This window comes from Mycobacterium sp. MMS18-G62 (genome assembly GCF_053877835.1).
This window is the reverse complement of the sequence record NZ_CM132662.1, coordinates 860,298-886,479: the sequence shown is the minus strand read 5'-3', so window position 1 is coordinate 886,479 and position 26,182 is coordinate 860,298. Positions and strand designations below refer to the sequence as shown.

The window sequence follows — 26,182 nt, the reverse complement described above, 5'->3', positions numbered from 1 at the left end:
CTGCGGGTAATACCGTGAAGTGGTGGATCGATACGGTCGGGTTCGGCTGACCAACCCCGACAAGGTGCTGTACCCGGCGACGGGTACCACCAAGGCCGAGGTGTTCGACTATTACGTCAACATCGCCGAGGTCATGATCCCGCACATCGCCGGCCGCGCGGTGACCCGTAAGCGCTGGCCCAACGGCGTCGACGAACCGTCGTTCTTCGAAAAGCAGCTCGCATCGTCGGCGCCGGAGTGGTTGGAGCGCGGCACCATCGTGCACAAGTCAGGCACGACGACATATCCGATCGTCGACACCGTCGAAGGCGTGGCGTGGCTCGCTCAGCAGGCCTCGCTCGAGGTGCACGTGCCGCAGTGGCGGTTCACGAGCGACGGACCCGGGCCTGCCACCCGATTGGTGTTCGACTTGGATCCGGGCGAAGGCATCACGATGAAACAGCTCTGCGAAGTCGCGCAGGCCGTCAAGGAGCTGATGGGCGACATCGGGCTGACGACCTATCCGCTCACCAGCGGTAGTAAGGGCCTGCACCTGTACGCCCCGCTCGAGGAGCCGGTCAGCTCGCACGGCGCGGTGGTGTTGGCCAAACGTGTTGCGCAGCAACTGGAAAACGCGATGCCCAAACTCGTCACGTCGACGATGACCAAGAGCCTGAGGACCGGCAAGGTATTCCTGGATTGGAGCCAGAACAACGCATCGAAGACGACGATCGCGCCGTATTCCCTTCGCGGACGCGAACATCCGACCGTCGCGGCGCCCCGCACCTGGGACGAGATCTCGGATCCGAAGCTGCGGCATCTGCGTTTCGACGAGGTGCTTGAGCGCGTGGATAAGTACGGCGACCTGCTGTCCGAACTTGACGACAAGGTGCCGACTGAAGATCGGCTGACCAAGTACCGCAGCATGCGTGACGCGGCGAAGACGCCGGAGCCGGTGCCAAAGAAGCCGCCAAGAGCCGGAAACAACGACCTGTTCGTCATCCAGGAACATCACGCCCGCAGATTGCATTACGACCTGCGGCTAGAGCGTGACGGGGTCTTGGTGAGCTGGGCGGTGCCGAAGAACCTGCCCGACACTCCTGCCGTCAATCACCTCGCGGTGCATACCGAGGATCACCCGTTGGAGTACTTGACCTTTCACGGCACCATTCCGCAAGGCGAGTACGGCGCGGGCAAAATGATCGTCTGGGATACCGGCACCTACGAGACGGAGAAGTTCAACGACTCCGCTGAAGAAAGGGGTGAGGTCATCGTCACGCTGCACGGCAAGAAGATCGACGGCCGGTACGCCCTGATCCAGACCGACGGCAAGAACTGGCTCGCGCACCGGATGAAGGACCAACAGCATCCCCACGCCGCCGATCTGGCGCCGATGTTGACCACCGAAGGTTCGGTGGAAAACCTCAAGTCGGCGCAGTGGGCGTTCGAGGGCAAGTGGGACGGCTACCGGGTGCTTGTCGACGCCGACCACGGAACGTTGAATGTGCGTTCCCGACGCGGGCGGGAGGTCACCAACGAGTATCCCCAATTCGAAGCACTGGCGGCAGATCTCGCCGACCACCACGTCATCCTCGACGGCGAGGCGGTGGCTCTCGACGAGTCCGGCGTGCCGAGCTTTTCGGAGATGCAGAACCGGGCCCGCTCCACGCGCGTGGAGTTCTGGGCCTTCGACATTCTGCATCTGGACGGACGATCGTTGTTGCGGGCCAAGTACTCCGATCGCCGCCGGCTGCTCGAGACGCTGGCCGAAGGTGGTGGCGTGATCGTGCCGGAGCTGCTCCCGGGTGATGGAGCCGCGGCGCTGGAGTTCGCTCGTAAGAAGAAGTGGGAAGGCGTCATCGCAAAGAAGCGGGACTCGACGTACCAACCCGGCCGGCGGTCGTCGTCGTGGATCAAAGACAAGATCTGGAACACGCAAGAGGTCGTGATCGGCGGGTGGCGCCAAGGTGAGGGCGGTCGCTCCAGCGGTATCGGTGCGCTGATGCTGGGCATCCCCGAGGACGGGCGACTGCATTTCGCAGGCCGTGTCGGCACAGGGTTCACCGAGAAGGACCTGGCAAGGCTCAAGGACATGCTCAAGCCGCTGCACACCGACGAATCACCGTTCAACACACGGCTTCCCGCACAGGACGCCAAGGGTGTGACGTTCGTCAGGCCGGAGCTCGTCGGCGAAGTGCGCTACAGCGAACGCACCAGCGATGGCCGGCTACGTCAGCCGAGTTGGCGCGGGCTGCGGCCCGACAAGACGCCGGACGAGGTGCGCTGGGAACAGTAGCCGTTATCAGCAATTCAGACACAGGGTTTGGTCAGCTCGATGCGGGGTAGACCCTAAGGTCGGCGAAACAACAGCGCCGCTATTGAGGGGGTTGGAAATGCAGATCTCTGGTATCGATATGCGACGCGGAGCTTTCGCTGGACTTGCTGCCGGCGCACTCGGTGGTCTGGCAGCCGTGACGATCGCGGTTCCGACCGCGTCTGCTCAGCCTGGATGCACCGCGGCAGGGCTGAGCAGCGCGCTTGGTACGGTCTCGACAGCGACCGGCCAGTATCTGGCAGCCCATCCCGGTGCAGATGACGCGATCACGAACTCTGGCGCGCTGGCACCGGGAGACGCCGAGAACGCGATTCGGGCGTATTTCGTTGCCCATCCGCAGGAGTGGATGGACCTGCAAGGCATCGCGCGTCCGCTGGCCACCCTGCGACAGCAGTGCGACGTCGATGTGGCACCCGCACAGATCGCGAGGCTGTTCGACGCGATGGCCTCGTAGCCTTAGTTCTAGCGTTCGCCGCGGGCCTCGAGCACCGATTTGATGTCCACGACGGGTGTCTTGTCGATCGCCTCGAGACCTTTCACGCGGATACGAAGGTCGTCGATCGCGAGAATCGTGACGGCGTGAATGCCAAGCGGATTCGGGCGATGCTGTGAACGCGTCGAGAACACCCCGCGGATGGGCCGGCTGGTATCACCGCGCGGATGCACCTGCAGGACATTGCGATCCGCCTGATGCAACCACGTCACCACGACGATGTCGTCGCCAACGCTCAACCCGTCGAGCGCTGCCCTCACGTGCGGTTCGAAAACCAGCCAACAGTCCGGCGCACCTTCGTCACCTTGACGTGGCGCCGCGGTTGGCTCAGTCAGCGTGGACTCGACATAGCCGATCGGGCGCAATGCAAACTCGGGCGTCATGTGGAAATCACGTGATCGTGACGCCGCCGTCGACGACGATTGTCTGCCCGGTGACGAATCCGCCGGCATCGGATGCGAGCCAGACGAGCGTCGCGGCCAATTCGACTGGATCGCCCATGCGGCCCAACAACACTCGCGGCTTGAGGCTTTCGATGTAGCCGGGCCGGTAGGCGTCGGTCATCTCGGACTCGAAAAATCCCGGTGCGATGGCATTGACGCGGATGCCCTTGCGAGGGCCCCACTGCTGCGCGAGGTCGCGAGTCAAACCCATGATCGCGGCCTTGGTCGCGCTGTACGCGGCTTGCGGCAGGCCCGCTGTCGTCAGACCGAGCACGCTGGAGATGTTCACGATGGAACTGCCTGGCTGCATCACCCGCGCGCATGCCTGCGCGGCCCAGTAGGAGCCGTTGAGGTTGATGTCGACGACGGCGCGGAACTCGTCGGGCGTCTCGCGGGTGGCCGGTACAGCGGTACCGACCCCGGCGTTGTTTACCAGGACATCGACGTGACCGAACTCGCTCATCGCTGCGTCGACCATCGCCTGGCATTGGCCAGGATCGGCGACGTCGGTGGCCACCGTCAACGCACGCCGCCCGGCCTCCTCGACGAGACGCGCTGTGGCATAGAGCTTGTCGACGCGCCTGGCGGCCAGGACCACGTCGGCGCCTGCCTCCGCGCATGCCTGGGCGAACGACACACCCAACCCGGAAGAGGCACCGGTGACGATGACGACCTTGTCGTCGAGTCGGAACTTGTCGAGTACGGGCATCCGGTCAGACTAGCGCCCGTCGCCGCTGCACCAGTACGGACACCGTGAGCACCAACAACCCGGCCGCGGCCAACAGTGCACCCGCGGCGGCCGGGGCGCTGTAACCGTAGCCGGCCGCGATCACAAGCCCGCCTATCCAGGCGCCGGTGGCGTTGCCGATGTTGAGCGACGAATGGTTCAGCGCGGCGGCCAATGTCTGCGCGTCGTGCGCGACGTCCATCAACCGCGTCTGTAGCGCCGGCGCGACAGCTGAGCCCGCCGCTCCAATGCCGAACAGCACCAGCAGCGCTGTCCACGAATTGTGGGAAGCAAGTACGAATACCGCGAGCACGATCGCTAGTGCGCCCAGTGACTGGTACAGCGCGCGGATGACGGATTGGTCAGCCAGTCGGCCGCCGACGAGGTTGCCGACCACCATGCCGCCGCCAAACACCATGAGCGCCAATGGAACCAACGCGCGGGGAAGGCCGGCCACATCCGTCATCGTCGTCGTGATGTAGGTGTAAACGGCGAACATGCCACCGAATCCGATCATGCCGACGAGCAGTGCCAACCAAACCTGCAGCCGCTTGAGCGCACCCAGTTCGGTGACGGGGCTGGTGATCTGCATGGACCGCAGTTGCGCGGGGAGCCAGAACCACAGCGCTGCGAGCGTGACAGCACCGACGGCCACCACCAAACCAAACGCGCTGCGCCAGCCCAGGGCCTGGCCCAGCCAGGACGCGATCGGCACACCGACCACGGTGGCCACCGTCAGGCCACACATGACGTGGGCGACCGCTTTCGCCCTGTTCTGCGGGCCCATCAAGTGCGCGGCCACCAGGGCGGCCACGCCGAAGTACGCGCCGTGCGGCAGCCCCGCGACGAAACGGGCGATCATCAGCGTCTCGTATGACGGCGCCACCACACTGGCCAGGTTGCCAAGCGTGAACACGGCCATCAAGACGAGCAACAAGGTCTTTCGCGGCACCCGTGCCGCAAGCGCCGCGATCAGCGGAGCGCCGATCACAACGCCCAACGCGTATGCCGAAATAACGTGTCCCGCAGTGGGTTCAGTGATTCCGAGGCTGGACGCGATGTCAGGCAGCAGACCCATCGCGACGAACTCGGCTGTGCCGATACCGAACCCGCCCAAGGCCAGTGCGAGCACCGCGAGCCAGCGCACCGTCGGGTCGGGTGCCACAACGGAGACGGGTCCCGACGGACGGTGGAGTGAAATCGTCATCAAGCTCCTTCGTGCCAGCGACGGCCCTCGCGTTCGAGCAGTGTGGCCCCGTCGACAGGCCCATCCGTGCCTGCCGGGTACACGCGGGGCACCCGCCGCGAGTTCTGCCACTGGCGCAGAATCGGTTCGGCCCACGCCCATGCGGCTTCTACCTCGTCACGGCGCATGAACAGTGTCGGGTCGCCACGTACCACATCCATCAGCAGCCGTTCGTAGGCATCAGGTGAGCGCCGCTGAAACGCCTGGGTGTAGTTCAGTGACAGCGACACGGGACGCATCCGGATACCGCCTGGCCCAGGCTCTTTCGCCGTCATCTCCAGGCGAAGCTCCTCGTTCGGCTGCAGTGAGATCACCAGCCGATTCGGCTCCGAGGTTCCTTCGCTGCCGGGGAACATCTGCAACGGAACGGGTTTGAACTGCACGACGATTTCGGAGTACCGCTGCGCCATCCGCTTCCCGGTCCGCAGATAGAACGGCACGCCTGCCCATCGCCAGTTGTTGATCTCGGCCTTGAGCGCCACGAACGTTTCCGTTGTGCTGTCCGGGTTTTCGGCGTCCTGCCGGTACCCGTCGACAACGGCGCCGTCGACCAAGCCGGGCCCGTACTGACCTGTCACGGTCTGTCGGGCGATGTCATCGTCCGACAGCGGTTTGAGTGCCTGCAGCACTTTGAGCTTCTCGTCGCGCACGGTCTCGCGATCGATGTACGTGGGCGGTTCCATCGCGACCAGGCACAGCAGCTGCAGCAGGTGGTTCTGCACCATGTCGCGCAGCGCGCCCGATCGGTCGTAGTAGTCGCCGCGGGCGCCGACGCCGAGCGACTCGGCAGCCGTGATCTGGACGTGGTCTATCCAGCTCGAGTTCCACAGCGGTTCGAGCAGTGTGTTCGCGAACCGCGTGACGAGCAGGTTCTGCACGCTTTCCTTGCCGAGGTAGTGGTCGATGCGGAAGATCTGCCGCTCATCGAACACCGCGCCGACCGCGTCGTTGATGGCCTGCGCCGACGCCAAGTCGTGTCCGATCGGCTTCTCGAGCACCACCCGTGACGACGTCGTGACCAGCCCCTGCCTGCCCAAGGAGTCGCAGATTGGGCCGAAGAGCGCGGGTGCGCACGCCAAGTAGAACACCCGGATGTCGACGCGCGAGTTCGCCAGTACGTCGGTGACGGCCACGTAGTCGGCGGGCTCGGTGAGGTCGATGCTGACGAACCGGAGCCGCCCAAGGAAGCGGTCGACGGTCTCGGGGTCGAGCAGCTCGGCTGTGACGAATCGGCCCAGTTCGGCGTGGACCTTGTCGCGGTATCCGGGCTCGTCGAGCCCGGCCCGCGCCACGGCGATGATGCTGGTGTCGGGGCTCAGCTCGCGGTCGCGGTCACGCAGGTACAGCGCGGGCAACAGCTTGCGCACGGCGAGGTCGCCCGTGCCGCCGAAAATCACGAAGTCGCAGGGGTCAACCATGCGGCCCACGGTAGGCAGACTTTAGATGCTATGCAAACCCACTTAGGTACTTGAAATACAAAAGTGATCGAGGTTACGCTGCAAACATGGCTTTACGGAGGACTTCGCCGTCGTCGTCCGCAGGTGACATCTACGGGCTGATCAGACAGCGATGCGATATCACCCGCACCGAGATCGGCCAGCTCACCGGCTTGTCCCGCACGGCGGTGACGGCCCGGGTCGCGCCGCTGGCGGCGCGGGGTTTGGTCATCGAGCGCGAGTTCGCCCCGTCGACAGGAGGCCGTCCTGCGGCCTATGTGTCCTTCAACACCGACGCCGGCGTCGTGCTGGCCGCGGCCATCGGTCGCAGCCGCACCCGCCTCGCGGTGTGCAATATGGCCGGCGACATCCTGGCGTCGACCGATATCGACCAGGAACCCGGGCTAGGCCCCGACGACCTGATGCCCGACGTCGTCAAGCGCCTCGACGCGCTGCTTGACGACTCCGGCCATCGCGAGGCCCGCATCTACGGTGTCGGACTGAGCCTGCCCGGCACCGTCGACCGGCAGCGCGGCTGCAGTCTGGACTCGCCGATCATGAGCGGCTGGGACGGGGTGCCGCTGCCGCCGTACTTCGCCGAGCTGACCGATGCCCCTGTCATTCTCGACAACGACGCCAACGTGATCGCGCTGGCCGAACGGCGCGGCGATCGGCAGGCCTTCGACGATCTGCTCGTGGTCAAGGCGTCGACGGGGCTGGGCGCGGGCATCATCTCCGGTGGGTCGCTGCAGCGCGGCGCGGTGCAGGCGGCAGGGGAATTCGGCCACAACAAGACCGCAGCCGCGGCCGGCGTGCCGTGCCGCTGCGGGGACACCGGTTGCCTTGAGGCGATCGCCGGCGGTTGGGCCTTGGTCAAGGCGCTGCAGGCCGACGGTCGCGCAGTCGCTCACCTGCGAGACGTCGTGGAGCTGGCCAACAGCGGTGACCCCGACGCCCGCCGCATGATCCGCGACAGCGGACGTCATATCGGCGAGGTCCTTGCCGGCGCGGTGAATCTGCTCAACCCCGCCGTGCTTGTCGTGGCCGGCGACATGGCAGGCGCCTACGACGTCTTCGTTGCGGGACTGCGAGAAACGTTGTACGGCAACGCGACTGCATTGGCAACGCGCGTCTTGCAGGTAGTGCCGTCGACGTATGGAGACCGCTCGGGTGTCATCGGCAGCGCGACAATGGTGCTCGACCATGTGCTGAGTCCTTCGGCGATCGACGCGTCACTACGATCGGCGCGTTAGTCCCGGCGAATGCCACGCCGCTGGTGATTGGTGCTCGGAAGCAGAAGAACTATGAGGCGCTAGAGAAGTCGAGTGAGCAGAACCTGCCGGAAAGCTGACTTGTCAACAGCGGTACGCCGTGTTCGGAAAGCTGTTGTGCCATTGGTGTTTAACAACCACCGCCGTAGTCACACTGCCGTGGTGCCGCCGTCGACAACCAACTCCATACCATTTACAAAGCTTGAATCGTTCGAGGCGAGGAACAATGCGACCGTCGCAATCTCCTGAGGGCTGCCGTTCACTCCCCGTGGGATCAACGCCTCCCGCGCGTCCATCGCGGCCTTCGTCTCGTCGTCGAACAGCTGCTCCTGTCCTGGCGCGACTACCTGGCCCGGGGTCAGTACGTTGACCCGGATCCTGCGGTCCTTCAACTCGGCCAACCACACGCGGGCGTACGCATGCAGCGCAGCCTTGCTCGCGGCGTAGACACTCCAAGCCGGATAACCCCTAATCGAAGCGATCGACCCGGTCATGAAGATCGAGCCACCGTCGTTGAACAGTGGCAACGCCTTTTGCACCGTGAACAGGGTGCCGCGCGCGTTCAGCCCGAAAGCCGCGTCGAAGTGCTCCTCGGTGATCTCGCCGAGCGTGCCTTCCTCGGCTTTCCCGGCACTGGTCCACAACACGTCGATGGCGCCCTTTTCCTGCCTGACCGCGTCGAACAAACGGTCCAGATCGTCCAGGTTGGCCGAATCAGCCTGCACGGCAGTCACATTCCGGCCGATCAGCTCAACGGCATGGTCCAGAGCTTCCTGCCGCCGACCCGAGATGACAACGTGAGCTCCTTCGTCAACGAACAACTTGGCACCGGCCAGCGCTATGCCGCTTGATCCGCCCGTGATCACCGCCACCTTGCCGTCAAGCTTTCCCATGACTACTCCTTTCGGACGACTGCGCGGATCCTTCGGTCCTCCAGTGACGACGAATTTGGGCTGTTCGTGCACGGCGTGGTCCGACGGCGGGGCGGCTCAGCTGTACGCGGTGACACCGAGAGCGAAGTCGAAGTTCCCCACGCCGTGCTGTGCGAGACCGATCATGACCAGGCCCGTTCCTTCCAGGTGATGCGCCATGGTCAAGCCGCCGACGTCTAGCGGGCGCAGCTTGAGGCTATCGATGAACTCCGCCACGGCCGCCTTGGCCTTTGCGTCGTCGCCGGCGATGAGGACGTCCAGCGGCTGGCCCTTGGCCAGGACAGCACCGAAGGTGGTGTTGAAGGCCTTCACCACGCTGGCGCTGGCCGGGGCCGCATTGACGACTTCTTGCGCGCTCGAGGTGCCGTCGGGGGTGGCGAGCCCGTCGGCCGCGGCATTGACGGGGTTGCAGATGTCGACGATGACCTTGCCCGCGAGTGCGTCTACGTACTGGGCGACGACAGGAACGACGTTGGCGTACCCGAGGGCCACGATGACGATGTCCCCGGCCGGAACTGCACCGAAGTCTGCGGTCGTGGAGCTGCCGCCCAGAGTCTTGGCCAGCTCGGCGGCCTTGGACTGATCGCGGCCGATGATCTCGACGGTGTTGCCGCCCGCTACTGCCAGCGTGGCGATGGTGCGGGCCATGTTTCCGGTGCCGATGATGCTGATATTGCTCATGAGATGTCCCGTCTTGATTGATGATTGAAAATGGCTGAACTGGCTGGGCCGCCGTGAGGGCGTCACTCCCCGTTGGTGCGCAGTTCCCAACGCGGCATGCCGATTGCCTCTGAAAGGTTGCGCTGCAATGCGACGCCGGCCGGCAGCGTGCGATAGAAGATGCTTACCTCGGCGATCTTGCCGTCCGCGTCGAGCAGGACGAAGAAGATTCCGTTGACCGCGGCGTCTCCGACTTGTAGCCGGAAGTGTGCCGCGTGGTGCGTCTGGCCGCTGAGGACTTCCATGTATGTGTCGTCGGACGAGAGTCCGTTGACGGTCTTTATGGTTTCCACGGCGACCTCGCGGCCGACGATCGGCTCATCGCTGAACGGGCCGTGCAGCACCACGTCTTTCGCGAGCAACCCGGTGAGGATGCCTTTGTCTGCGCCGCAGTTGATGCAGTCGACGAAGGACTCCAAGGTGTCGCGGTGCGGGGCGAATGTGGTCATTAGGCGGCCGGGAAGTAATGGCCGTTGTCCAAATCGGCGAACAGACCGGGCTGCGAAGGTTCCCAGCCGAGGCTCTGACGCGTGATGAGGCTGGCGGCCGGGAAGGAGCCCGTGACCAAATTCATGAACTGGCCGAAGTATCCCGGCAGCATCAGCACGTCCATGGGGATGCTGACGGCGGGCAGGTCCAGCCGGCTGCCGATGGCCTCGGCGATGTCGCGGAACGCGATGCCCTCATCCTGAACCGCGTGCCAATATCTGCCGGCGGGACCCTTCTCCAGCGCCAGGCGGAACAGGGAGGCGACATCGCGAATGTGCACGGCGCACCACAGATTCGTGCCGTCTCCGGGGTAGCCGGCGACACCCTTCTCCTTGGCGAGCGCGATCAGCCCCGGCAGGAACCCGGCACTATCAGTCGTGCTGTGCGCGATGAGGGGAAGCCGCACGATCGACGACCGCACTCCCTGCTCGGCGAGGCCGACGACGGTGCGTTCCACGATGTTGCGTGCCCGCAGGGTGCCCGTGTCCTCGTCGCGACTGGGTAGGGCCGGGTCTTCTTCGGTGGCCGGTCGGCCCAGGTTTCCAGGCGAGCCGATGCTGCCCGCGGCGACGAGTGGCTTTCCGGTTCCCGCGAGTGCCTCGCCGTAGGCGAGCATGATCGGCAGCTCCGCGGCCGCCACGGCGTCCATCCCGCCAGTCGGCAGCAGGTCTTGCCTGTGCGCGACGTGGATGACGCCGTCGGAGTCCGCGGCCGCCTCCTTGAGCCCGTCGAGATCCTCGAGGCTGCCGCGGCGCACCGTCGCGCCGAGCGCGGACAGGGCCTCCGCGGACGCGTCCGACCGGGCCAGGCCGGTGACCTCGTGCCCGGCGGCAATGAGTTCGGGGATGATATGGGAGCCGGCATGGCCGGTTCCGCCAGTGACTAAAACGCGCATGTGACTGTCCTTCTCAAATTGGTGGAATGGGTGTGGGTGCCTCAGCGCAGAACGCTGACGCCCAGGAAGAGGTTGGTGTTCTTGACGGCGTGGGCGATAAGGCCCAGCTGCAGCAGGCTGGCGTTCTCCAGTGCCCGCGCCATCGGCAACTGCCCGGCATCCATCGGGTGCATTCCCAGGCTCTCGATGAACACCGACACACGTGCCTTTGCCTGCGTGTCGTCGCCGGCGATGAACACGTCCACTGGGCGACCCTCGACCGACCCGGCCGCCAGAACGTCGCAGGGCAGGGTGTTGAACGCCTTGACAACATGCGCGCCGGCGGGGGCGGCCTTGGCGATCTCCTGTGCGCCGGAACTGCCGTCAGAGGTGACGAAGCCCGTGAAATCGGCGCGGATGGGGTTGGTGATGTCGACGATGACCTTGCCGTTCAATGCCTCGCTGTACTCGCTGACCACCGCCGTCGCGCTGGCGTAGGGCACGGCGACGATGACGATGTCCCCGGCCGGGGCGGTGCCGACTGTCCCGACAGTTGCGCCGCCGAGCGCGGCGGCCAACGCTTTCGCCTTGGCCGGGTCGCGGCCGATGATCTCGACGGTGTTGCCGCCGGTGAGCGCACGGCCGGCCAAGGCGCTGGCCATGCTCCCCACGCCGATGATGCTGATGCTGCTCATGACATTTCCCGTCTTGGTTGACGATCGGAAAGGTTGATGACTCAACCATACACGGAATGGATGACGCGTCAACCAATCGGGAGGTAGCGTGGGGGTCGATGGAACCGAACTGGCTGAACCCTCGTGAACACCGGGCCTGGCGGGCCTTCATAGACGCGCGTCATCAGGTCGGCGTGCACCTGGAGCGGGGCCTGCAGGGATCGGGCCTGTCCGGGGCCGACTATGAGGTCCTGGCGTTGCTCTCGGAGCACGACGGAGACCGAATGCCTTCCCATGAGCTACGCAACGCACTGGGCTGGGAGAAGAGCCGTCTCTCCCACCAATTGCGGCGCATGCAGAAGGACGGGCTGATCAGCCGCGAGTCCAACCCAGCCGACGCCCGCAGCACCCTGGTCTGCCTGCTGCCGGCTGGCCGCGCGGCCATCGAGAAGGCGGCGCCCGGGCACGTGGCGGACGTCCGCCGGAACTTCATCGATCTGCTCACCCCAGCAGAGCTCGACCTGCTCGCCACCCTCAACGAACGAATCCTGCAGCACCTGGCGACGAACTACGACTCCCCCGCCGAAGACGAGCCTTCATAACCCCATCGGCCTTGAGGGATTCAGCCATTCGGCCTACGAACAACCCCAGGAAAGCCCCACTGACCCAAACTGCAAGAGCGACAACGCTGTTGCCTCATAAGAGACAGGCCCGCACAAGGTCGTGAGCGTCTCGAGGCCGGTGCGATTCAGCGCATCCGGCGCACCGATCATCATCCGGTCTTGTTGCGCCGCGCCATCTCCTACATCGAGAGCAATGTCGCCAATGACGTGGCGCTAGGCGCCATCGTGACGGACGTCGCAGCACGCTGGGGGGGTTTGCACACGGCGACCGTTTCGCTGTGCTGTATCGGCGGGTGTACGGCAAACACCCGAATACGACGCTTCGCAACTAACTGCGAGTCAGAGCCGGTTCTCCTGGCCGATCATCGCCCACACCGTCTTGCCCGTCGACGTCGGTGCGTTGGCCCACATGCGGCAAAAAGCGGAAACGATTCGCAAGCCCGTTGGAGGAATGCCCGCAACCGATGCCCTCGCTTCGGACACCGCAGCGAGGGTGTGGCTGGAGTCCTCGACCGCCACGATCACTGCTGCGCCGTCGGTCTCCAGTCGGATCATGGGATTGCTGTCGGTGTGGCGAAGGACGTTTTCGACGAACTCGGTGACCACAATCTTGGTTACCGGGACCAGGTCGGTCAGCGACCACGCCCCCAACCAGTCCGCCACCAATTCGCGGGCTCGGTGCAGGCACTCGGGTGTCGGCTGCAGTTCGGCGCGAGCGCGGCGCCTCTGGCTTACGGCGGTGCTGCCCAGCGCACGAACCGCGGCTTCAAGAGTGGCAAAGACCGGTACCCGATCCCCGATACCGCTGTGTGCGATCGCGCTGCGGCCGGTCTCGTCGTGGCATACCAGCCCGATCGGAACATGCGGCCAGCGGTCGACCTGCCACCGCGCACTGCTGAAGACCAGCCACGCCGATTCTGCCGGGACATCCAGGCCGGAGACGTCGATGACGACCGCTCTGGGTTCGGCCAGTGCTTCCTGAATGATCTTGTCCCGCAGGGCCAGATAGCTTGTCTCGTCCAAGACGCCACGCGCATCGAGCACAACGGTATCGCCGACGAATTCGACGGTGACATTCAGAGCCTGTGGCCAACGGGTGGTTGCCATTGAAGTGGGGTTACCCCACTAATCGGTCGGCTAACCGATTGCGCTGCCCCAATTACAGCTTGGCGATTACGTTCTCCGCGAACATCTCCAGATGCCGGATCTTTTTGTCCAGCGGCTCGGTGTCCTCACCGGTGATGTAGGGGATCCGGAAGCCCACAATGACGTCCGTAACTCCCTTGTCCTCCAAACGCTTGATGCCGTCGAGGGTGAAGGCGTCGACGGAGATGACGTGAATCTCGAAGGGGCCGGTGCGGCCTTCTTCCTCGCGAATCTGCTTGAGGCGCTTGATCAGTCGGTCAAGCTCCTCGGGGTCACCGCCGCCGTGCATCCACCCGTCGCATCGGGCGGCGCGCTTCAGCGCCGCTTCGGCGTGCCCGCCAATGAGTATGGGAATCGGTTTATTTGGCGCAGGCGTCATTTTAGTTTTCGGGATGTCGTAGAACTCGCCGTGGAATTCGAAGTACTCACCGGACGTCAGCCCTCTGATGATCTCGATGCACTCGTCCATGCGCTTGCCCCGCTTCGCAAATGGGACACCCATCAATTCGTAGTCCTCCGGCCACGGGCTGGTGCCGACGCCAAGGCCGAGCCGGTTGTCGAACACGGCGGCCAGCGACCCCGCCTGCTTGGCAACCAATGCAGGCGGCCGGATGGGGAGCTTGAGAACGAAGAAGTTGAACCGCAGCGTCGTCGTCACCGCGCACAGCGCGCCGGCCATCACAAACGCCTCGATGAACGCCTTGCCGTCGAGAAACTCACGGCTGCCGTCGGCGGTGTAGGGATACTTGGAGTCCGACTCGAACGGGTAGGCGACGCTGTCGGGAATCGTCATTGCGTGATAGCCGGCCGCCTCCGCGGCCTTGGCCAGGGGGATGTAGAACGTCGGGTCGGTCATCGCCTCGGCGAACGTGAAACGCACCCGGCCATATTAGAACGTGTTCTAGTGGGAAGGTTTGAGTATTGGCGCGTGGGGAACATGGCGGCCATGAGCGCGGTATCCAAGGCCATGTACCTGCCCCTGCAGATCGCGATAAGCGTCGCGGGTGGCTTGTTGGCAGGCAAGGTCTTCACTGAGGTTTGGCAACGCATCAGCCCGTCCGATCAGGAGCCGCCAGACCCCAAGGACCTCGACCGCTCCGGCCGCGAGGCCATCGCCGCCGCGGCGCTACAGGGGCTGGTGTTCGGCTTAGTGCGGGCGCTTGTCGACCGGGCCGGCGCCCACGGCTACCGCGCGGTCACCAACGAGAGTCCCGAGTAGACCCCGGGCATCATGTACTAGGTGCGCACCTGGCTCACCCGCAATGTACGGGTGCTTTCGGCCGTTTCGTTCCTTCAGGATGCGGCCAGCGAGCTGCTCTATCCGCTCCTTCCCATCTATCTGACCGCGGTGCTCGGCGCGCCCCCGTCGGTGGTGGGCGCCGTGGAAGGCGCCGCGGAGGGTGCGGCGTCGCTGACCAAATTGGCGTCCGGACCGCTAGGCGACCGGTTCGCGCGGCGGCCACTGATCGCGACGGGCTACGGCATGGCGGCGCTGGGCAAGGTCATGGTGGCGGCGGCATCGGCGTGGCCGGGTGTGCTCGCAGGCCGCGTGGTCGATCGGCTCGGGAAGGGCATTCGCGGTGCGCCGCGCGACGCCCTGCTAGTGGTCGACATCGACGAGGCCGCTCGCGGTCGGGTGTTCGGATTCCACCGCGCGATGGACACTCTTGGCGCGGTGGTCGGACCGTTGATCGGCCTGGCCGGATACGAATTGCTCGATCATCGGATCGCACCGTTGCTGTGGGTGGCGGTCGTGCCGGCCGTGCTGAGCGTGGCGTTGGTGTTCCTCGTTCGCGAACAGCGTCGGGTATTGGCTCGCCCGCAGCGGCGCGCGATTTTCGCGCGCGTCAGCGAGCTGCCGCGGCGTTACTGGCGAGTGACGACGGTCCTTGTCCTGTTCGGTGTCGTGAACTTTCCCGACGCTCTGCTGTTGTTGCGGCTCAACGAGATCGGGTTCTCGGTAGTCGAGGTGATCCTTGCCTATGTCACCTACAACGCCGTGTACGCGTTGTCGAGTTATCCGGCCGGGATGCTGGCCGACCGCATTCCGCGCCCGGCGGTGTTCGGCATCGGGCTGGTGTTCTTCGCGGTCGGTTATACCGGGCTGGGCTTGACGACGAATACGGTCGTGGCTTGGCTGTTGATCGGGGCGTACGGATTGTTCACCGGATGCACCGACGGCGTTGGTAAAGCGTGGATTTCGTCGCTGGTTGGCCCGGAACTTCAGGCCAGTGCGCAGGGAGTTTTCCAGGGCGCCAGTGGCTTTGCCGTGCTGGCGGCGGGTTTGTGGGCTGGGTTCCTGTGGGGCGCCGACGGCCGGATGCCGCTGCTGATCTCGGGCATTGTCGGGGGTGTGTTCGCGATCGCGCTGCTGGCCGGCTCGCTCATCCGACCCCGATATCCTTTGCAGCCACATCGCTCGTGACCACGCGTGTATTAGCCGTAGCCGTCCATCGCATAGGGGGGAGCGCCGACGCCCGCCACGGAATGCGTGCCCCACGGGGTCACCTCGGTCACCTGGGCTTCGGCGGTGCGGGGACCGATCGACACACAGACCCGTTGCGGCATCCGAAGGGCTGCGTCGGAGGGTAACTCGTAAACCATCCCTCGCCAGTGGTACTTGCCGTCGATCGGATCAAGATGACCGGTCAGGCGGACACGCACCGGGTGGTCCACGTCGTCGACACGGATGTCGGCAGGGCCGTCGTACACGTCGGTCATCGGGGCAGGAACCCGGTCCGTCTCCACATGCGGCGCGCGATCGGACCCATCAACCCGACCTCTTCGAGAAACGCTGCCAGTGGGGCGAACCCGAGAATCTGGGTCTCACGGCGGTGCGGACTGTTGCGGGCCATGCGGCGCGCGGCGCGGGCGTCGAGCCCCACCCGGCGGTACTGCACGCGGTTGGTGAACAGGTAGCGGAAGAACAAGCCGCCGACACCGTTGAGATTGGCGACCCACCAGCGGTTGAGCCGTCGCATGTTTGGAACCCGCTTGCGCAAGCCGTCACGGGCGAACTGGATGTGGCGAGCCTCCTCGGTGACGTGAATGCGCATGAGCCGCTGCACCATTGGCTGCAATTCGTCGTCATCCATCATCTGCCGCTGCAGGGAGTCGAAAATCTCTTCGCCGATCAGCGCCGCGACCCACAGCAGTGATCCCTGGAAGGTGAATGGCAGCGCGTTGATGATGAGGCGCTGATACAGCTTGGGCCGCACCGGCTTTGCACCGACCCGGTCGATCGCCTTGCCGAACATCACCATATGCCGGGTTTCGTCGCCCAGCTCGGTGAGCTCGTAGTGCGTGGCGCTTGCGGTGGGATCCTGGTGCATCATCTTGCGCAGCAGCGCCTGGTTGAGGATGTTTTCGAACCAAATGCCCGCGGACAGGGTGTTGACCAGCTCCTGCCGCGACAACTCGATGCGCTGCTCGCGAGTCATGTTGTCCCACAGCGGCGTGCCGTACAGCGACACCGTCTTGGGCGGCAGGAAGAACTTGTCCGGGTCCAGTGGCGCATCCCAGTCGATGTCGACGACCGGCGCATAGGACTTCTTGACTGAGCCCTTCAGCAGGCGTTCGGAGAATTCCTGACGAGTGGGTGCGGTCATCGTTGACGTCCCTTCGTTGAAGGCGTTGTTCAAAACGTAAGTGGCGAAGCGGCAAGATGTCAATACCTGCGGTACCGCATACCTGCGGTAGTCGCAGGTCAGCGTTTGAACGACTTGCCAAAGCTGCCGCCGCAGAGAAGGACGTCAAACGCGCGAGACGGCTGCGGCGTACGCGCGGCCGGGAGGACTGGCGCATACTCGCCTGCGTGACTCGGCGGATCCATGTCATCGGCATCGGTGCCGGCGATCCCGGTTATGTGACGGCGCAGGCAGTGGAGGCGCTCAACGACACCCAGGTGTTCTTCGCGATGGACAAAGGGGAAGCCAAAGACGAGTTGGTGGCGCTGCGGCGACATATCTGCGAACGGTTCATCCGCGAGCCCGGCTATCGCTTTGTTGCGCTGCCCGACCCTTCGCGCGCAAAGGACGGCGACTACCGCCAGGCGGTCGCGGATTGGCATATGGCTCGGGCGCGGATGTGGGCGAAGGCGATCGAGACCGAGCTTGCGCCCGACGGCGTCGGTGCGTTCCTGGCGTGGGGCGACCCGTCGCTCTACGACAGCACCCTGCGCATCCTCGAGATGGTCGCTGCTCACGTGGATTTCGAGTACGACGTGATCCCTGGCATCACCGCGATCCAGGCGCTTACTGCGCGACATCGCATACCGCTCAACGACATTGGCGAACCCGTACAGATCACTACCGGCAGGCAGTTGCGCGAGCACGGGTTGGCAGGCGCCACCGTGGTGATGCTCGACGGCGAGTGCTCGTTTCGGACCTGCCCGCCACAGACACGCATCTGGTGGGGCGCCTATCTGGGTTCGCCAGACGAGCTGCTGGCCGCCGGCACGGTGGCGGAAATCGGCTCCACGATCGTCGACTTGCGGGCCGAGGCGCGCACCCGTCACGGCTGGATCATGGACACGTACCTACTGCGACCGGCAGACTGAGCGCATGGGAGCATTCCTGCTGCGCGCAGCATTGACGGGTTTTGCCCTCTGGGTGGTGACGCTGATCGTTCCTGGAATCGACTTCGTCGGCGGGGACACGAGATTGGGGCGAATCGGCATCATCTTTGTCGTCGGGGTGATCTTCGGGCTCGTCAACGCGATCATCAAGCCGATCGTGCAGATCGTTTCGTTGCCCCTGTACATCTTGACGCTCGGCTTGATCCATATCGTCATCAATGCACTGATGTTGTGGATCACCGCGTGGATCACCGAGCACACCACCCATTGGGGTCTGGCCATCGACCACTTCTGGTGGACCGCGATATGGGCGGCGATCGTGTTGTCGATCGTGAGCTGGCTGCTGTCGGTGGTCACACGCGACGCGCGCCGCGCAGCCCGCACCTAGACGCGGTTCAGCAGCCGTACGGGCATTCGTTTCACGCCTGGCATCGTGGTCGCCTTCATTCGTGATACTTCGCCCGCGAGTGCGTGGACGTCAACGTCGGCGATCGGCAGACTGGACGGGTGCCCGAACTGCCCGAGATCGAAGCGCTCGCCGACCACCTGCGCCGTCACGCCGTCGGACTGACGATCGGCCGCATCGACGTGTCGGCGCTATCGGTGCTCAAGACGTTCGACCCGCCGATCAATGTGCTGCACGGTCAGTCCGTCACGGCAGCCAACCGGTGGGGCAAGTACCTCGGCATGCAGGCAGGCGACCTGCACCTGATCACGCACCTGTCACGTGCGGGCTGGCTGCGATGGTCGGACAAGCTCGCCGCGGCGCCGCTGAAGCCAGGCAAGGGGCCGATCGCGCTGCGCGTTCACCTCGGAAAACCAGGGGACGCACCAGGTTTCGACCTCACCGAGGCCGGCACCCAGAAACGGCTGGCGGTGTGGCTGGTCGACGACCCGGCCAAGGTGCCGGGCATCGCCGCGCTCGGACCCGACGCGTTGTCGTTGGGCCCCGAGGACCTCGCCGGGGTGCTGGCCGGCAACAGCGGGCGGATCAAAACCGTCATCACCGACCAGAAGGTGATCGCAGGCATCGGCAACGCCTACAGCGACGAGATCCTGCACGTCGCCAAGATCTCCCCGTTCGCAACGGCGGGCAAGCTCACCGACGCGCAGCTGTCCGCGCTGCACGACGCGATGATCGGCGTCCTCACCGATGCCGTCGAGCGGTCCGTCGGCCAGCAGGCAGCGACCCTGAAGGGGGAGAAGCGGTCGGGGCTGCGAGTGCACGCCCGCACCGGCCTGCCCTGCCCGGTGTGCGGCGACACGGTGCGCGAGGTGTCGTTCGCCGACAAGTCCTTTCAGTACTGCCCCACATGCCAGACCGGTGGCAAGGTGCTGGCCGACCGACGGCTATCGAGGCTGCTCAAATAGGCTAAGCGCGTGACTCGGCAGAAGATCTTGATCACCGGCGCGTCGTCTGGCCTAGGTGCGGGCATGGCCCGCGCTTTCGCAGCCAAGGGTCGCGACCTTGCCCTGTGCGCCCGGCGCACCGACCGGCTCGATGAGCTGAAGGCCGAGCTGCTCGAAAAGCACCCCGGCATCACGGTCGCGGTCGCCGAACTCGACGTCAACGACCACGAACAGGTGCCCAAGGTGTTCGCGGAGCTTTCGGACGAACTCGGCGGCATCGACCGCATCATCGTCAACGCCGGTATCGGCAAGGGCGCACCGTTGGGGTCGGGAAAGCTGTGGGCCAACAAGGCGACCGTCGAGACGAATCTCGTTGCGGCGCTGGTGCAAATCGAAACCGCAGTGGAGATGTTCACGAGAGCCGGCGGCGGGCATCTGGTGCTGATCTCGTCGGTCCTGGCCAACAAGGGAGTGCCGGGCGTGCGGGCTGCTTACGCCGCGAGCAAGGCGGGACTGTCGTCGCTGGGTGAATCGCTGCGCGCCGAATACGCCAAGGGACCGATCAAGGTGACCGTGATCGAGCCGGGCTACATCGAATCTGAGATGACCGCCAAGGCCGACACCACCACGCTGATGGTGGACAACGCGACCGGCACGAAGGCGATGGTCGACGCGATCGAGCGTGAACCCGGCAGGGCCGCTGTGCCGTCGTGGCCGTGGGCACCGCTGGTGCAGGTGTTGCGGCTGTTACCGCCGCAACTGGCCGCCAAATTCGCCTAGGCGCCTGTTGCAGAGGTAAAGCGGTGCGCCTGTTCTTAGGCCCACTACATGTTTAGGCGTCTTGCGATCGTGGTAGCCGATCTGCATGAAGCTGCAACTATCGAAGATCACGCCCGCACTGTTCGTCGGTGCCGCGGCGGCTGCGATCGCCGTTGCTCCGCCAGCCATGGCCGACCCGCCGCCTCCTCCGCCACCGTGCGTCAACGCCGACGGCACGCCCTGCTCGGATCTCGGCAACGTCGGCCCAGGTGGCGCCGAGGTGAACATCCCTTATGGCCCGTCAGGCGAAGCTGACCGTGGCGGGGCCTCCGGCGAGATTCCCTACGGACCGGGTGGCACGGCTGACCAGGGTGGCGCCAGCGGTTCACTCTCGCCCTACGGCCCGGGTGGCACGGCAGGGCCCGGTGGCGCCAGCGGATGCATCCCGAACGTGGGCTGCATCAACATCCCGGCTCCGTAACGAATGTCGCTAGGCGCTGCGACCGCGCTCCGTGCGGTAGCGGCGCACTAGCGCGTCGGTCGACGAGTCTGACTGCTCGGCAGGCGAATCCTCGCCGGTGATCACCGGCAGCAGCGCCTTGGCCTGGGTCTTGCCGAGCTCGACGCCCCATTGGTCGAACGAGTCGATGCCCCAGATGACGCCCTCGGTGAACACTTGGTGTTCGTAGAGGGCGATCAACTGGCCGACGGCCGACGGGGTGAGCTTGGTAGCGAGAATCGACGTCGTCGGCCGATTGCCCGGCATCACCTTGTGCGGCACGACGTCGGGGGGAGTGCCCTCGGCGGCGATCTCCTCTGCCGTCTTGCCGAATGCCAGCACCTGAGTCTGAGCGAAGAAATTGCTCATGAGCAGGTCATGCATGCTGCCGGTGCCGTCCGCTGTCGCCAAATCGTCGGTGGGCTGCGAGAACCCGATGAAGTCGGCCGGAACCAACCGCGTGCCTTGGTGCAGCAGTTGGTAGAACGCATGCTGGCCGTTGGTTCCCGGCTCGCCCCAAAAGATTTCGCCGGTATCGGCGGTGACGGGTGTGCCGTCGGCACGCACCGACTTGCCGTTGGATTCCATGGTGAGCTGCTGCAGATAGGCGGCAAAGCGCGCCAGGTCGTTGGAGTACGGCAGCACAGCGCGCGACTGCGCGCCGAAGAAGTTGTTGTACCACAAGCCAATTAGCCCGAGCAGTACCGGAGCGTTGGACTCGAGCGGGGCGGTGCGGAAGTGCTCGTCGACAATGTGGAAGCCGGCCAGGAACTCAGCGAAGCGCTCTCGGCCGATGACGGCCATCACGCTCAAACCGATTGCGCTGTCTACCGAATAGCGTCCGCCGACCCAATCCCAGAAGCCGAACATGTTGTCTGTGTTGATGCCGAAATCGTCGACCAGTTTCTTGTTCGTCGACACCGCGACGAAATGTTTGGACACCGCGGCGTCGCCAAGCGAATCCGTCAGCCAACGACGGGCAGCGGTCGCGTTGGTCAGCGTCTCGAGAGTGGAGAACGTCTTGGAAGCGACGATGAAAAGCGTTGTGGCAGGGTCCAGTCCGTCGAGTTTGGCGACGAGGTCGGCAGGGTCGACGTTCGAGACGAACCGCGCCGTTATGCCGGCGTCGGCGTAATGGCGCAGCGCCTGGTCGACCATCACCGGGCCGAGGTCCGAGCCGCCGATGCCGATGTTGACGACGGTCTTTATGCGTTCGCCGGTGGCGCCCTTCCATTCACCGCTGCGCAGCCGGTCGGTGAAGTCGCCCATCTTGTCGAGCACCGCATGGACGTCCTCGACGACGTTCTGGCCGTCGACGGTCAGCTCGGCGCCGCGCGGCAGCCGCAACGCGGTGTGCAGGACTGCGCGGTTCTCCGACGTGTTGATGTGCACACCCGAGAACATCGCGTCGCGGCGCTGCTCCAGACGAGCCGTACGGGCGAGGTCGATCAGCAGCTTCACGGTGTCGCGGGTGATGCGGTGCTTGCTGTAGTCGATGTACAGATCGCCGACCGTCAGCGCCAGTTCCGTGCCGCGATCGGGGTCGTCGGCGAAGAGCTCACGCAGGCTCTTTGCGCCGATGTCGTCGTGATGCCGTTGCAGGGCCTGCCAGGCGGGAGTGGCGGCGATATCGGGGATCTGCTGGGTGTCGGCAGTCATGTTGACGACCCTAGTGCGGTCCGAACATTGAAGGTGTAAATGATGGATGTATGGACACCACCGCACTGCTGAAGTCAGTACCCACCGGTCTATGGATCGGCGGCGAGGAACGCGAAGGCAAGTCAACGTTCAACGTGCTCGACCCGTCCGACGATCAGGTGTTGACCGCCGTCGCCGACGGCACCGCCGAAGACGCGATCGCCGCGCTCGACGCCGCCTGCGCCGTGCAGGCGGAGTGGGCGGCCACCCCGCCCCGCGAGCGGGGCGAGATCCTGCGCGCGGTCTTCGAGAAGATCTCCGAACGCGCCGAAGACGTTGCCACGCTGATGACCCTGGAGATGGGCAAGGTCCTGCCCGAGAGCATGGGCGAAGTCAAATATGGCGCGGAGTTTTTCCGCTGGTTCGCCGAAGAGGCCGTGCGCATCGCCGGCCGGTTCACCCCGAGCCCGGCGGGCACTGGCCGCATCCTCGTCACCAAGCAGCCCGTCGGGCCTTGCTACGCGATCACGCCGTGGAACTTCCCGCTGGCGATGGGTACCCGCAAGATCGGTCCCGCGATGGCGGCGGGCTGCACGATGATCGTCAAACCGGCCCAGGAAACGCCGTTGACGATGCTGCTGCTGGCCAAGCTGATGGACGAGGCCGGGCTGCCCAAGGGCGTGTTGTCGGTCGTGCCGACCACCAGTCCCGGCGATGTGACGACCGCGCTGATCGACGATGGTCGGCTGCGCAAGCTGACCTTCACCGGCTCCACGGGTGTCGGCAAGGCGTTGGTGAAGCAATCGTCGGACAAGCTCCTGCGCACCTCCATGGAGCTTGGCGGCAACGCGCCGTTCGTCGTGTTCGACGACGCCGACGTGGACGCCGCGGTGGACGGCGCGATCCTGGCCAAGATGCGCAACGGCGGTGAGGCATGCACCGCGGCCAACCGGTTCCACGTCGCCAACGCGGTGCGCGAAGAGTTCACCGAGAAGATGGTCAAGCGGATGAGCGAGTTCACCCTCGGCAAGGGCATCGACGAGTCGTCGACGCTGGGTCCGCTGATCAACTCCAAGCAGGTCGCCACCGTCGAGGACCTGGTGTCCGACGCGGTATCGCGCGGTGCGACCGTCGCCGTCGGCGGCGTCGCCCCCGGCGGGCCGGGCAACTTCTACCCGGCGACGGTTCTCGCCGACGTGCCTGCCGATGCGCGCATCCTCAAAGAGGAGGTGTTCGGCCCCGTCGCGCCGATCACCGGCTTCGACACCGAAGAGGAAGGCCTGGCGGCGGCCAACGACACCGAATACGGCCTGGCCGCCTACATCTACACCCAGTCGTTGGACCGCGCCCTGCGCGTGGCCGAGGGAATCCAATCCGGCATGGTCGGCGTCAACCGCGGCGTGATCTCCGACCCTGCCGCCCCGTTCGGCGGCGTCAAGGAGTCCGGTTTCGGCCGGGAGGGCGGTTTCGAGGGCATCGACGAATACCTCGATGTGAAGTACATCGCGCTGACGAAGTAACCCGCTAACACCAGGCGCGCCTTCCGGATTGGTCGCGCCAACGCACCTAAACTTCGGCCAGTGCGCCCGGTCCGTGTCGTTCTGCGTCGACATGCCGCTCGGGCCCGGGGCATTCCCGCGCTGGACGGCGTGCGCGCCGTGGCCGTCGCGCTCGTGCTGGCAGACCACGGCGGCATCCCGGGGGTGTCGGGCGGGTTCCTCGGCGTCGACGTCTTCTTCGTGCTCAGCGGATTCCTGATCACCTCACTGCTGCTCGACGAAATCGGCCGAACAGGCCGAATCGGTCTGCGCGACTTCTGGATTCGACGCGCACGCCGACTGCTGCCTGCGCTGATCGCGATGGTGCTCGCCGTTGTCGCCGCTCGGGAGTTCTTTCCTTCCGAGGCCACCGCGACGCTGCGCGACGACTCCGTCGCCTCGTTCTTCTGGATGTCCAACTGGGCGTTCGTCGCGCAGAAGACGGACTACTTTTCGCAGGGCGCCACCCCGTCGCCGCTTCAGCACACGTGGTCGCTCGGCGTCGAGGAGCAGTACTACCTGATCTGGCCGCTGATCCTGCTGGCGGTCGCCGCACTGTTTCGGGCGCGGGCCCGGTTGGCCGTGTTCGTGCTCGCGACCGCGGGCGTGCTGGCATCGGCGGCGGCGACCATCGTGTTCACCACAGACGCGTCGCTGAACCGCGTCTACTTCGGCACCGACACCCGCGCGCAGGCGTTACTGGTGGGTGCCGCGGCGGCCGCGCTGCTGGTGAGGGATTGGTCAGTGCTGATCGACGGCGGCACGCTGATTCGCACGCGGTTGCGGCGATGGGCTGCCGGCGGGTTGTCGGTCGTCGGGCTGGCGGTGTTGGCCGCCGCAGCGCATTTCGCGACGGGCAGTGTCCGTGAGTTCCGCGGCGGGCTGCTCATCGTGGTGGCCGTCGCGGCTGTGCTGGTGGTCGCGCCGGTGGCGCTGGACCAAGGCTCACCCGTCGCCCGCGTGCTCGCATTGCGGCCGCTGGTGTGGTTGGGCGCGATCTCGTATGGCGTGTACCTGTGGCACTGGCCGATCTTCTTGGCGCTCAACGGAGAACGCACCGGCTGGTCCGGCTGGTCGCTGTTGGCGCTGCGGTGCGCGGTGACGATCGCCGTGGCGACCGCGTCGTGGTGGCTGCTCGAGCAGCCGATCCGTCGGTGGCGGCCGGTGATCGTTCCGATGCTTCCGCTGGCTGCTGCAACGGCCGCGACCGCCGCGGTGGTGACAATGACGGTGATGCCGGTGGGAGTCAAACCCGCGGAGCCGAACCCCAGCAGCGTCGACACCGCCGCACTGATCGCGCCCGAGGTGCCGGTCGAGGTCAAAGCCCCGTCGGGACAGCTTGCTCCGGGGACCAAGCGCGTCGCGGTGTTCGGCGATTCGGTGGCATGGACGATGATGCGGTACCTGCCGCCGACACCCGGGCTGAGCTTCACCAACTACACGACCATCGGCTGCGGTATTGCCCGCGGCGGGCCGTACCGATACGTCGGGGACACGCTCAACCAGAAGCCCGAGTGCGATACCTGGCCGACCAGATGGGCGCAGCGGATCAACCATGACCGTCCCGACGTGGTGCTATTGATCGTCGGCCGCTGGGAAGTGGTTGACCGGATGAACGAGGGCCACTGGACCCACATCGGCGATCCGGCATACGACGCCTATCTGAGCGGCGAACTCAGCCGCGCTCTGGACATTCTCGGCTCGACCGGCGCGCGCGTGGTGGTGACGACGGAACCCTACAACCGGCGCGCGGAGAAACCGGACGGAAGCCTGTACCCCGAGGACCAGCCTGCGCGCGTCGATCGCTGGAACAAGTTGTTGCGCGATGCGGTCGGGCATCGCCCCAACGTGACGGTGCTGGATTTGCACGCCAAGCTATGCCCTAACGGCTACTACACCAACAAGGTCGACGGCATCAAGATGCGGATGGACGGCGTGCATCCGACACCGGAGGCCGTCAAGTGGTTGACGCCGTGGCTGACCGACGCGCTGCTGGGGCCCGCGGGTCCGGCGATTCCCGCGAAATAGCGTTCCTGGTCGTCGAACCGCCGGAATCACAGCCCGGAATGCTATTTCGCGAAATTCGCGTCAGTGGCCGAGGCGGCCGCGGCCTAGGCGCAGCAGCAGCATCGCGAGGTCTTTGCCCTCGGGGCCGAGCTCGCTGTAGCGCTCGATGACCTTCATCTCGCGGCTGTGCACCAGGCGGGTGCCGCCGGAGGCCATCCGGGCCTTGCCGATCAGCTTGGACACCTCGGTGCGACGCTTGACGGCCTCGAGGATCGTCGCGTCGAGCTGGTCGATCTCCTGGCGAAGGTCGTCGATGTCTGGCACGGGTTCTGTTTCGATAGTCACTGGTGGCTCCTCGTTGTGTGGGGGATCTGGTCTCATCCGGTTTCGGGCCTCACACAAGAGACGAGCCCCGGATCCGGAAGCG

The 26,182-nt window shown here is 65.4% G+C and carries 28 protein-coding genes and 1 pseudogene; 14 read left to right on the top strand and 15 right to left on the bottom strand.

Annotated elements, in window-relative coordinates:
* Positions 1–19: 19 nt before the first annotated feature.
* Both ACWW36_RS04310 and ACWW36_RS04305 read left to right on the top strand, forming a co-directional pair.
* Complete coding sequence (locus tag ACWW36_RS04310; protein ID WP_456140367.1) at positions 20–2,275, top strand: ATP-dependent DNA ligase; 2,256 nt, start codon at positions 20–22, stop codon at positions 2,273–2,275.
* A gap of 97 nt (positions 2,276–2,372) precedes the next feature.
* Entirely contained in the window at positions 2,373–2,768 is a 396-nt protein-coding gene (locus ACWW36_RS04305; protein WP_456140366.1) for a hemophore-related protein, read from the top strand.
* A gap of 8 nt (positions 2,769–2,776) precedes the next feature.
* Here the strand turns inward: ACWW36_RS04305 and tsaA are convergent, their stop codons facing one another.
* Genes tsaA through zwf form a run of 4 tightly spaced genes read right to left on the bottom strand, consistent with a single transcriptional unit; the run spans position 2,777 to position 6,641 of the window.
* Positions 2,777–3,190: a tRNA (N6-threonylcarbamoyladenosine(37)-N6)-methyltransferase TrmO gene (gene tsaA, locus ACWW36_RS04300; RefSeq protein ID WP_456140365.1), complete on the bottom strand. Its 414-nt coding sequence runs from the start codon at positions 3,188–3,190 to the stop codon at positions 2,777–2,779.
* Between the two features lie 7 nt (positions 3,191–3,197).
* Positions 3,198–3,959 (bottom strand): SDR family NAD(P)-dependent oxidoreductase, encoded by a 762-nt coding sequence (locus tag ACWW36_RS04295; RefSeq protein WP_456140364.1) that lies wholly within the window; start codon positions 3,957–3,959, stop codon positions 3,198–3,200.
* A gap of 4 nt (positions 3,960–3,963) precedes the next feature.
* A complete protein-coding gene (locus tag ACWW36_RS04290) occupies positions 3,964–5,184 on the bottom strand; it encodes an MFS transporter (RefSeq protein ID WP_456140363.1) in 1,221 nt (406 codons plus the stop codon).
* Complete coding sequence (gene zwf / locus ACWW36_RS04285; protein WP_456140362.1) at positions 5,184–6,641, bottom strand: glucose-6-phosphate dehydrogenase; 1,458 nt, start codon at positions 6,639–6,641, stop codon at positions 5,184–5,186. The genes ACWW36_RS04290 and zwf overlap by 1 nt, the downstream gene beginning before the upstream one ends.
* An 86-nt stretch (positions 6,642–6,727) precedes the next feature.
* Here zwf and ACWW36_RS04280 point away from each other — a divergent pair, with 86 nt between their 5' ends.
* Positions 6,728–7,912 carry an ROK family protein gene (locus ACWW36_RS04280; protein WP_456140361.1) on the top strand — a complete coding sequence of 395 codons (1,185 nt, stop codon included), beginning with the start codon at positions 6,728–6,730 and terminating at the stop codon, positions 7,910–7,912.
* A 167-nt stretch (positions 7,913–8,079) separates the two neighbouring features.
* Here the strand turns inward: ACWW36_RS04280 and ACWW36_RS04275 are convergent, their stop codons facing one another.
* From ACWW36_RS04275 to ACWW36_RS04255, 5 genes are all read right to left on the bottom strand, one after another.
* Positions 8,080–8,823, bottom strand: coding sequence for an SDR family NAD(P)-dependent oxidoreductase (locus ACWW36_RS04275; protein ID WP_456140360.1), 744 nt, complete (start codon positions 8,821–8,823; stop codon positions 8,080–8,082).
* A 96-nt stretch (positions 8,824–8,919) separates the two neighbouring features.
* The gene (locus tag ACWW36_RS04270) at positions 8,920–9,543 is read right to left on the bottom strand and encodes an NADPH-dependent F420 reductase (RefSeq protein WP_456140359.1); all 624 of its coding nucleotides are present in this window, start codon (positions 9,541–9,543) and stop codon (positions 8,920–8,922) included.
* A gap of 62 nt (positions 9,544–9,605) precedes the next feature.
* On the bottom strand, positions 9,606–10,031 hold the full coding sequence (locus ACWW36_RS04265; RefSeq protein ID WP_456140358.1) for a hypothetical protein: 426 nt from the start codon (positions 10,029–10,031) through the stop codon (positions 9,606–9,608).
* Complete coding sequence (locus tag ACWW36_RS04260; RefSeq protein ID WP_456140357.1) at positions 10,031–10,966, bottom strand: SDR family oxidoreductase; 936 nt, start codon at positions 10,964–10,966, stop codon at positions 10,031–10,033. Before ACWW36_RS04260 ends, ACWW36_RS04265 begins: the two co-directional genes overlap by 1 nt.
* A 41-nt stretch (positions 10,967–11,007) precedes the next feature.
* Positions 11,008–11,640 carry an NADPH-dependent F420 reductase gene (locus ACWW36_RS04255; RefSeq protein ID WP_456140356.1) on the bottom strand — a complete coding sequence of 211 codons (633 nt, stop codon included), beginning with the start codon at positions 11,638–11,640 and terminating at the stop codon, positions 11,008–11,010.
* A gap of 98 nt (positions 11,641–11,738) precedes the next feature.
* Between ACWW36_RS04255 and ACWW36_RS04250 the strand changes: the two genes are divergently transcribed.
* Entirely contained in the window at positions 11,739–12,221 is a 483-nt protein-coding gene (locus ACWW36_RS04250) for a MarR family winged helix-turn-helix transcriptional regulator (RefSeq protein ID WP_456142357.1), read from the top strand.
* 360 nt (positions 12,222–12,581) lie between these two features.
* Here ACWW36_RS04250 and ACWW36_RS04245 read toward each other — a convergent pair whose 3' ends face one another.
* Both ACWW36_RS04245 and ACWW36_RS04240 read right to left on the bottom strand, forming a co-directional pair.
* Complete coding sequence (locus tag ACWW36_RS04245) at positions 12,582–13,349, bottom strand: STAS domain-containing protein (RefSeq protein WP_456140355.1); 768 nt, start codon at positions 13,347–13,349, stop codon at positions 12,582–12,584.
* Between the two features lie 52 nt (positions 13,350–13,401).
* Positions 13,402–14,268 carry a TIGR03619 family F420-dependent LLM class oxidoreductase gene (locus tag ACWW36_RS04240; RefSeq protein WP_456140354.1) on the bottom strand — a complete coding sequence of 289 codons (867 nt, stop codon included), beginning with the start codon at positions 14,266–14,268 and terminating at the stop codon, positions 13,402–13,404.
* Between the two features lie 66 nt (positions 14,269–14,334).
* On the opposite strand from ACWW36_RS04240, the gene ACWW36_RS04235 reads away from it, so the two are divergent.
* On the top strand, positions 14,335–14,607 hold the full coding sequence (locus tag ACWW36_RS04235; protein ID WP_456140353.1) for a DUF4235 domain-containing protein: 273 nt from the start codon (positions 14,335–14,337) through the stop codon (positions 14,605–14,607).
* A gap of 21 nt (positions 14,608–14,628) precedes the next feature.
* Positions 14,629–15,813, top strand: a complete 1,185-nt coding sequence (locus tag ACWW36_RS04230) for an MFS transporter (protein WP_456140352.1) — start codon at positions 14,629–14,631, stop codon at positions 15,811–15,813.
* 11 nt (positions 15,814–15,824) lie between these two features.
* On the opposite strand, the gene ACWW36_RS04225 is transcribed toward ACWW36_RS04230, so the two are convergent.
* Together ACWW36_RS04225 and ACWW36_RS04220 are read right to left on the bottom strand one after the other, a co-directional pair.
* A complete protein-coding gene (locus ACWW36_RS04225) occupies positions 15,825–16,109 on the bottom strand; it encodes a DUF4873 domain-containing protein (protein ID WP_456140351.1) in 285 nt (94 codons plus the stop codon).
* A complete protein-coding gene (locus tag ACWW36_RS04220) occupies positions 16,106–16,996 on the bottom strand; it encodes an AurF N-oxygenase family protein (RefSeq protein WP_456140350.1) in 891 nt (296 codons plus the stop codon). Before ACWW36_RS04220 ends, ACWW36_RS04225 begins: the two co-directional genes overlap by 4 nt.
* A gap of 206 nt (positions 16,997–17,202) precedes the next feature.
* On the opposite strand from ACWW36_RS04220, the gene cobF reads away from it, so the two are divergent.
* The 6 genes and pseudogenes from cobF (at position 17,203) to ACWW36_RS04190 (ending at position 20,554) form a co-directional block, all read left to right on the top strand.
* Positions 17,203–17,946 carry a precorrin-6A synthase (deacetylating) gene (gene cobF, locus ACWW36_RS04215; protein ID WP_456140349.1) on the top strand — a complete coding sequence of 248 codons (744 nt, stop codon included), beginning with the start codon at positions 17,203–17,205 and terminating at the stop codon, positions 17,944–17,946.
* A 4-nt stretch (positions 17,947–17,950) separates the two neighbouring features.
* Positions 17,951–18,352 carry a phage holin family protein gene (locus tag ACWW36_RS04210; protein ID WP_456140348.1) on the top strand — a complete coding sequence of 134 codons (402 nt, stop codon included), beginning with the start codon at positions 17,951–17,953 and terminating at the stop codon, positions 18,350–18,352.
* A gap of 83 nt (positions 18,353–18,435) precedes the next feature.
* A pseudogene (locus ACWW36_RS04205) lies at positions 18,436–18,714 on the top strand (DNA-formamidopyrimidine glycosylase family protein); the annotation flags it as partial.
* 153 nt (positions 18,715–18,867) lie between these two features.
* Positions 18,868–19,335 (top strand): zinc finger domain-containing protein, encoded by a 468-nt coding sequence (locus ACWW36_RS04200; protein WP_456142356.1) that lies wholly within the window; start codon positions 18,868–18,870, stop codon positions 19,333–19,335.
* Positions 19,336–19,344: 9 nt separating this feature from the next.
* A complete protein-coding gene (locus ACWW36_RS04195; protein WP_456140347.1) occupies positions 19,345–20,094 on the top strand; it encodes an SDR family oxidoreductase in 750 nt (249 codons plus the stop codon).
* Between the two features lie 85 nt (positions 20,095–20,179).
* Positions 20,180–20,554 (top strand): hypothetical protein, encoded by a 375-nt coding sequence (locus ACWW36_RS04190; RefSeq protein ID WP_456140346.1) that lies wholly within the window; start codon positions 20,180–20,182, stop codon positions 20,552–20,554.
* 9 nt (positions 20,555–20,563) lie between these two features.
* On the opposite strand, the gene pgi is transcribed toward ACWW36_RS04190, so the two are convergent.
* Positions 20,564–22,231, bottom strand: a complete 1,668-nt coding sequence (gene pgi, locus ACWW36_RS04185) for a glucose-6-phosphate isomerase (RefSeq protein ID WP_456140345.1) — start codon at positions 22,229–22,231, stop codon at positions 20,564–20,566.
* A 50-nt stretch (positions 22,232–22,281) separates the two neighbouring features.
* On the opposite strand from pgi, the gene ACWW36_RS04180 reads away from it, so the two are divergent.
* Both ACWW36_RS04180 and ACWW36_RS04175 read left to right on the top strand, forming a co-directional pair.
* Positions 22,282–23,730: an NAD-dependent succinate-semialdehyde dehydrogenase gene (locus tag ACWW36_RS04180; RefSeq protein ID WP_456140344.1), complete on the top strand. Its 1,449-nt coding sequence runs from the start codon at positions 22,282–22,284 to the stop codon at positions 23,728–23,730.
* Positions 23,731–23,790: 60 nt separating this feature from the next.
* Positions 23,791–25,776, top strand: a complete 1,986-nt coding sequence (locus tag ACWW36_RS04175) for an acyltransferase family protein (protein WP_456140343.1) — start codon at positions 23,791–23,793, stop codon at positions 25,774–25,776.
* A gap of 60 nt (positions 25,777–25,836) precedes the next feature.
* Here ACWW36_RS04175 and ACWW36_RS04170 read toward each other — a convergent pair whose 3' ends face one another.
* On the bottom strand, positions 25,837–26,136 hold the full coding sequence (locus ACWW36_RS04170) for a chorismate mutase (protein ID WP_456140342.1): 300 nt from the start codon (positions 26,134–26,136) through the stop codon (positions 25,837–25,839).
* Positions 26,137–26,182 lie beyond the last annotated feature (46 nt).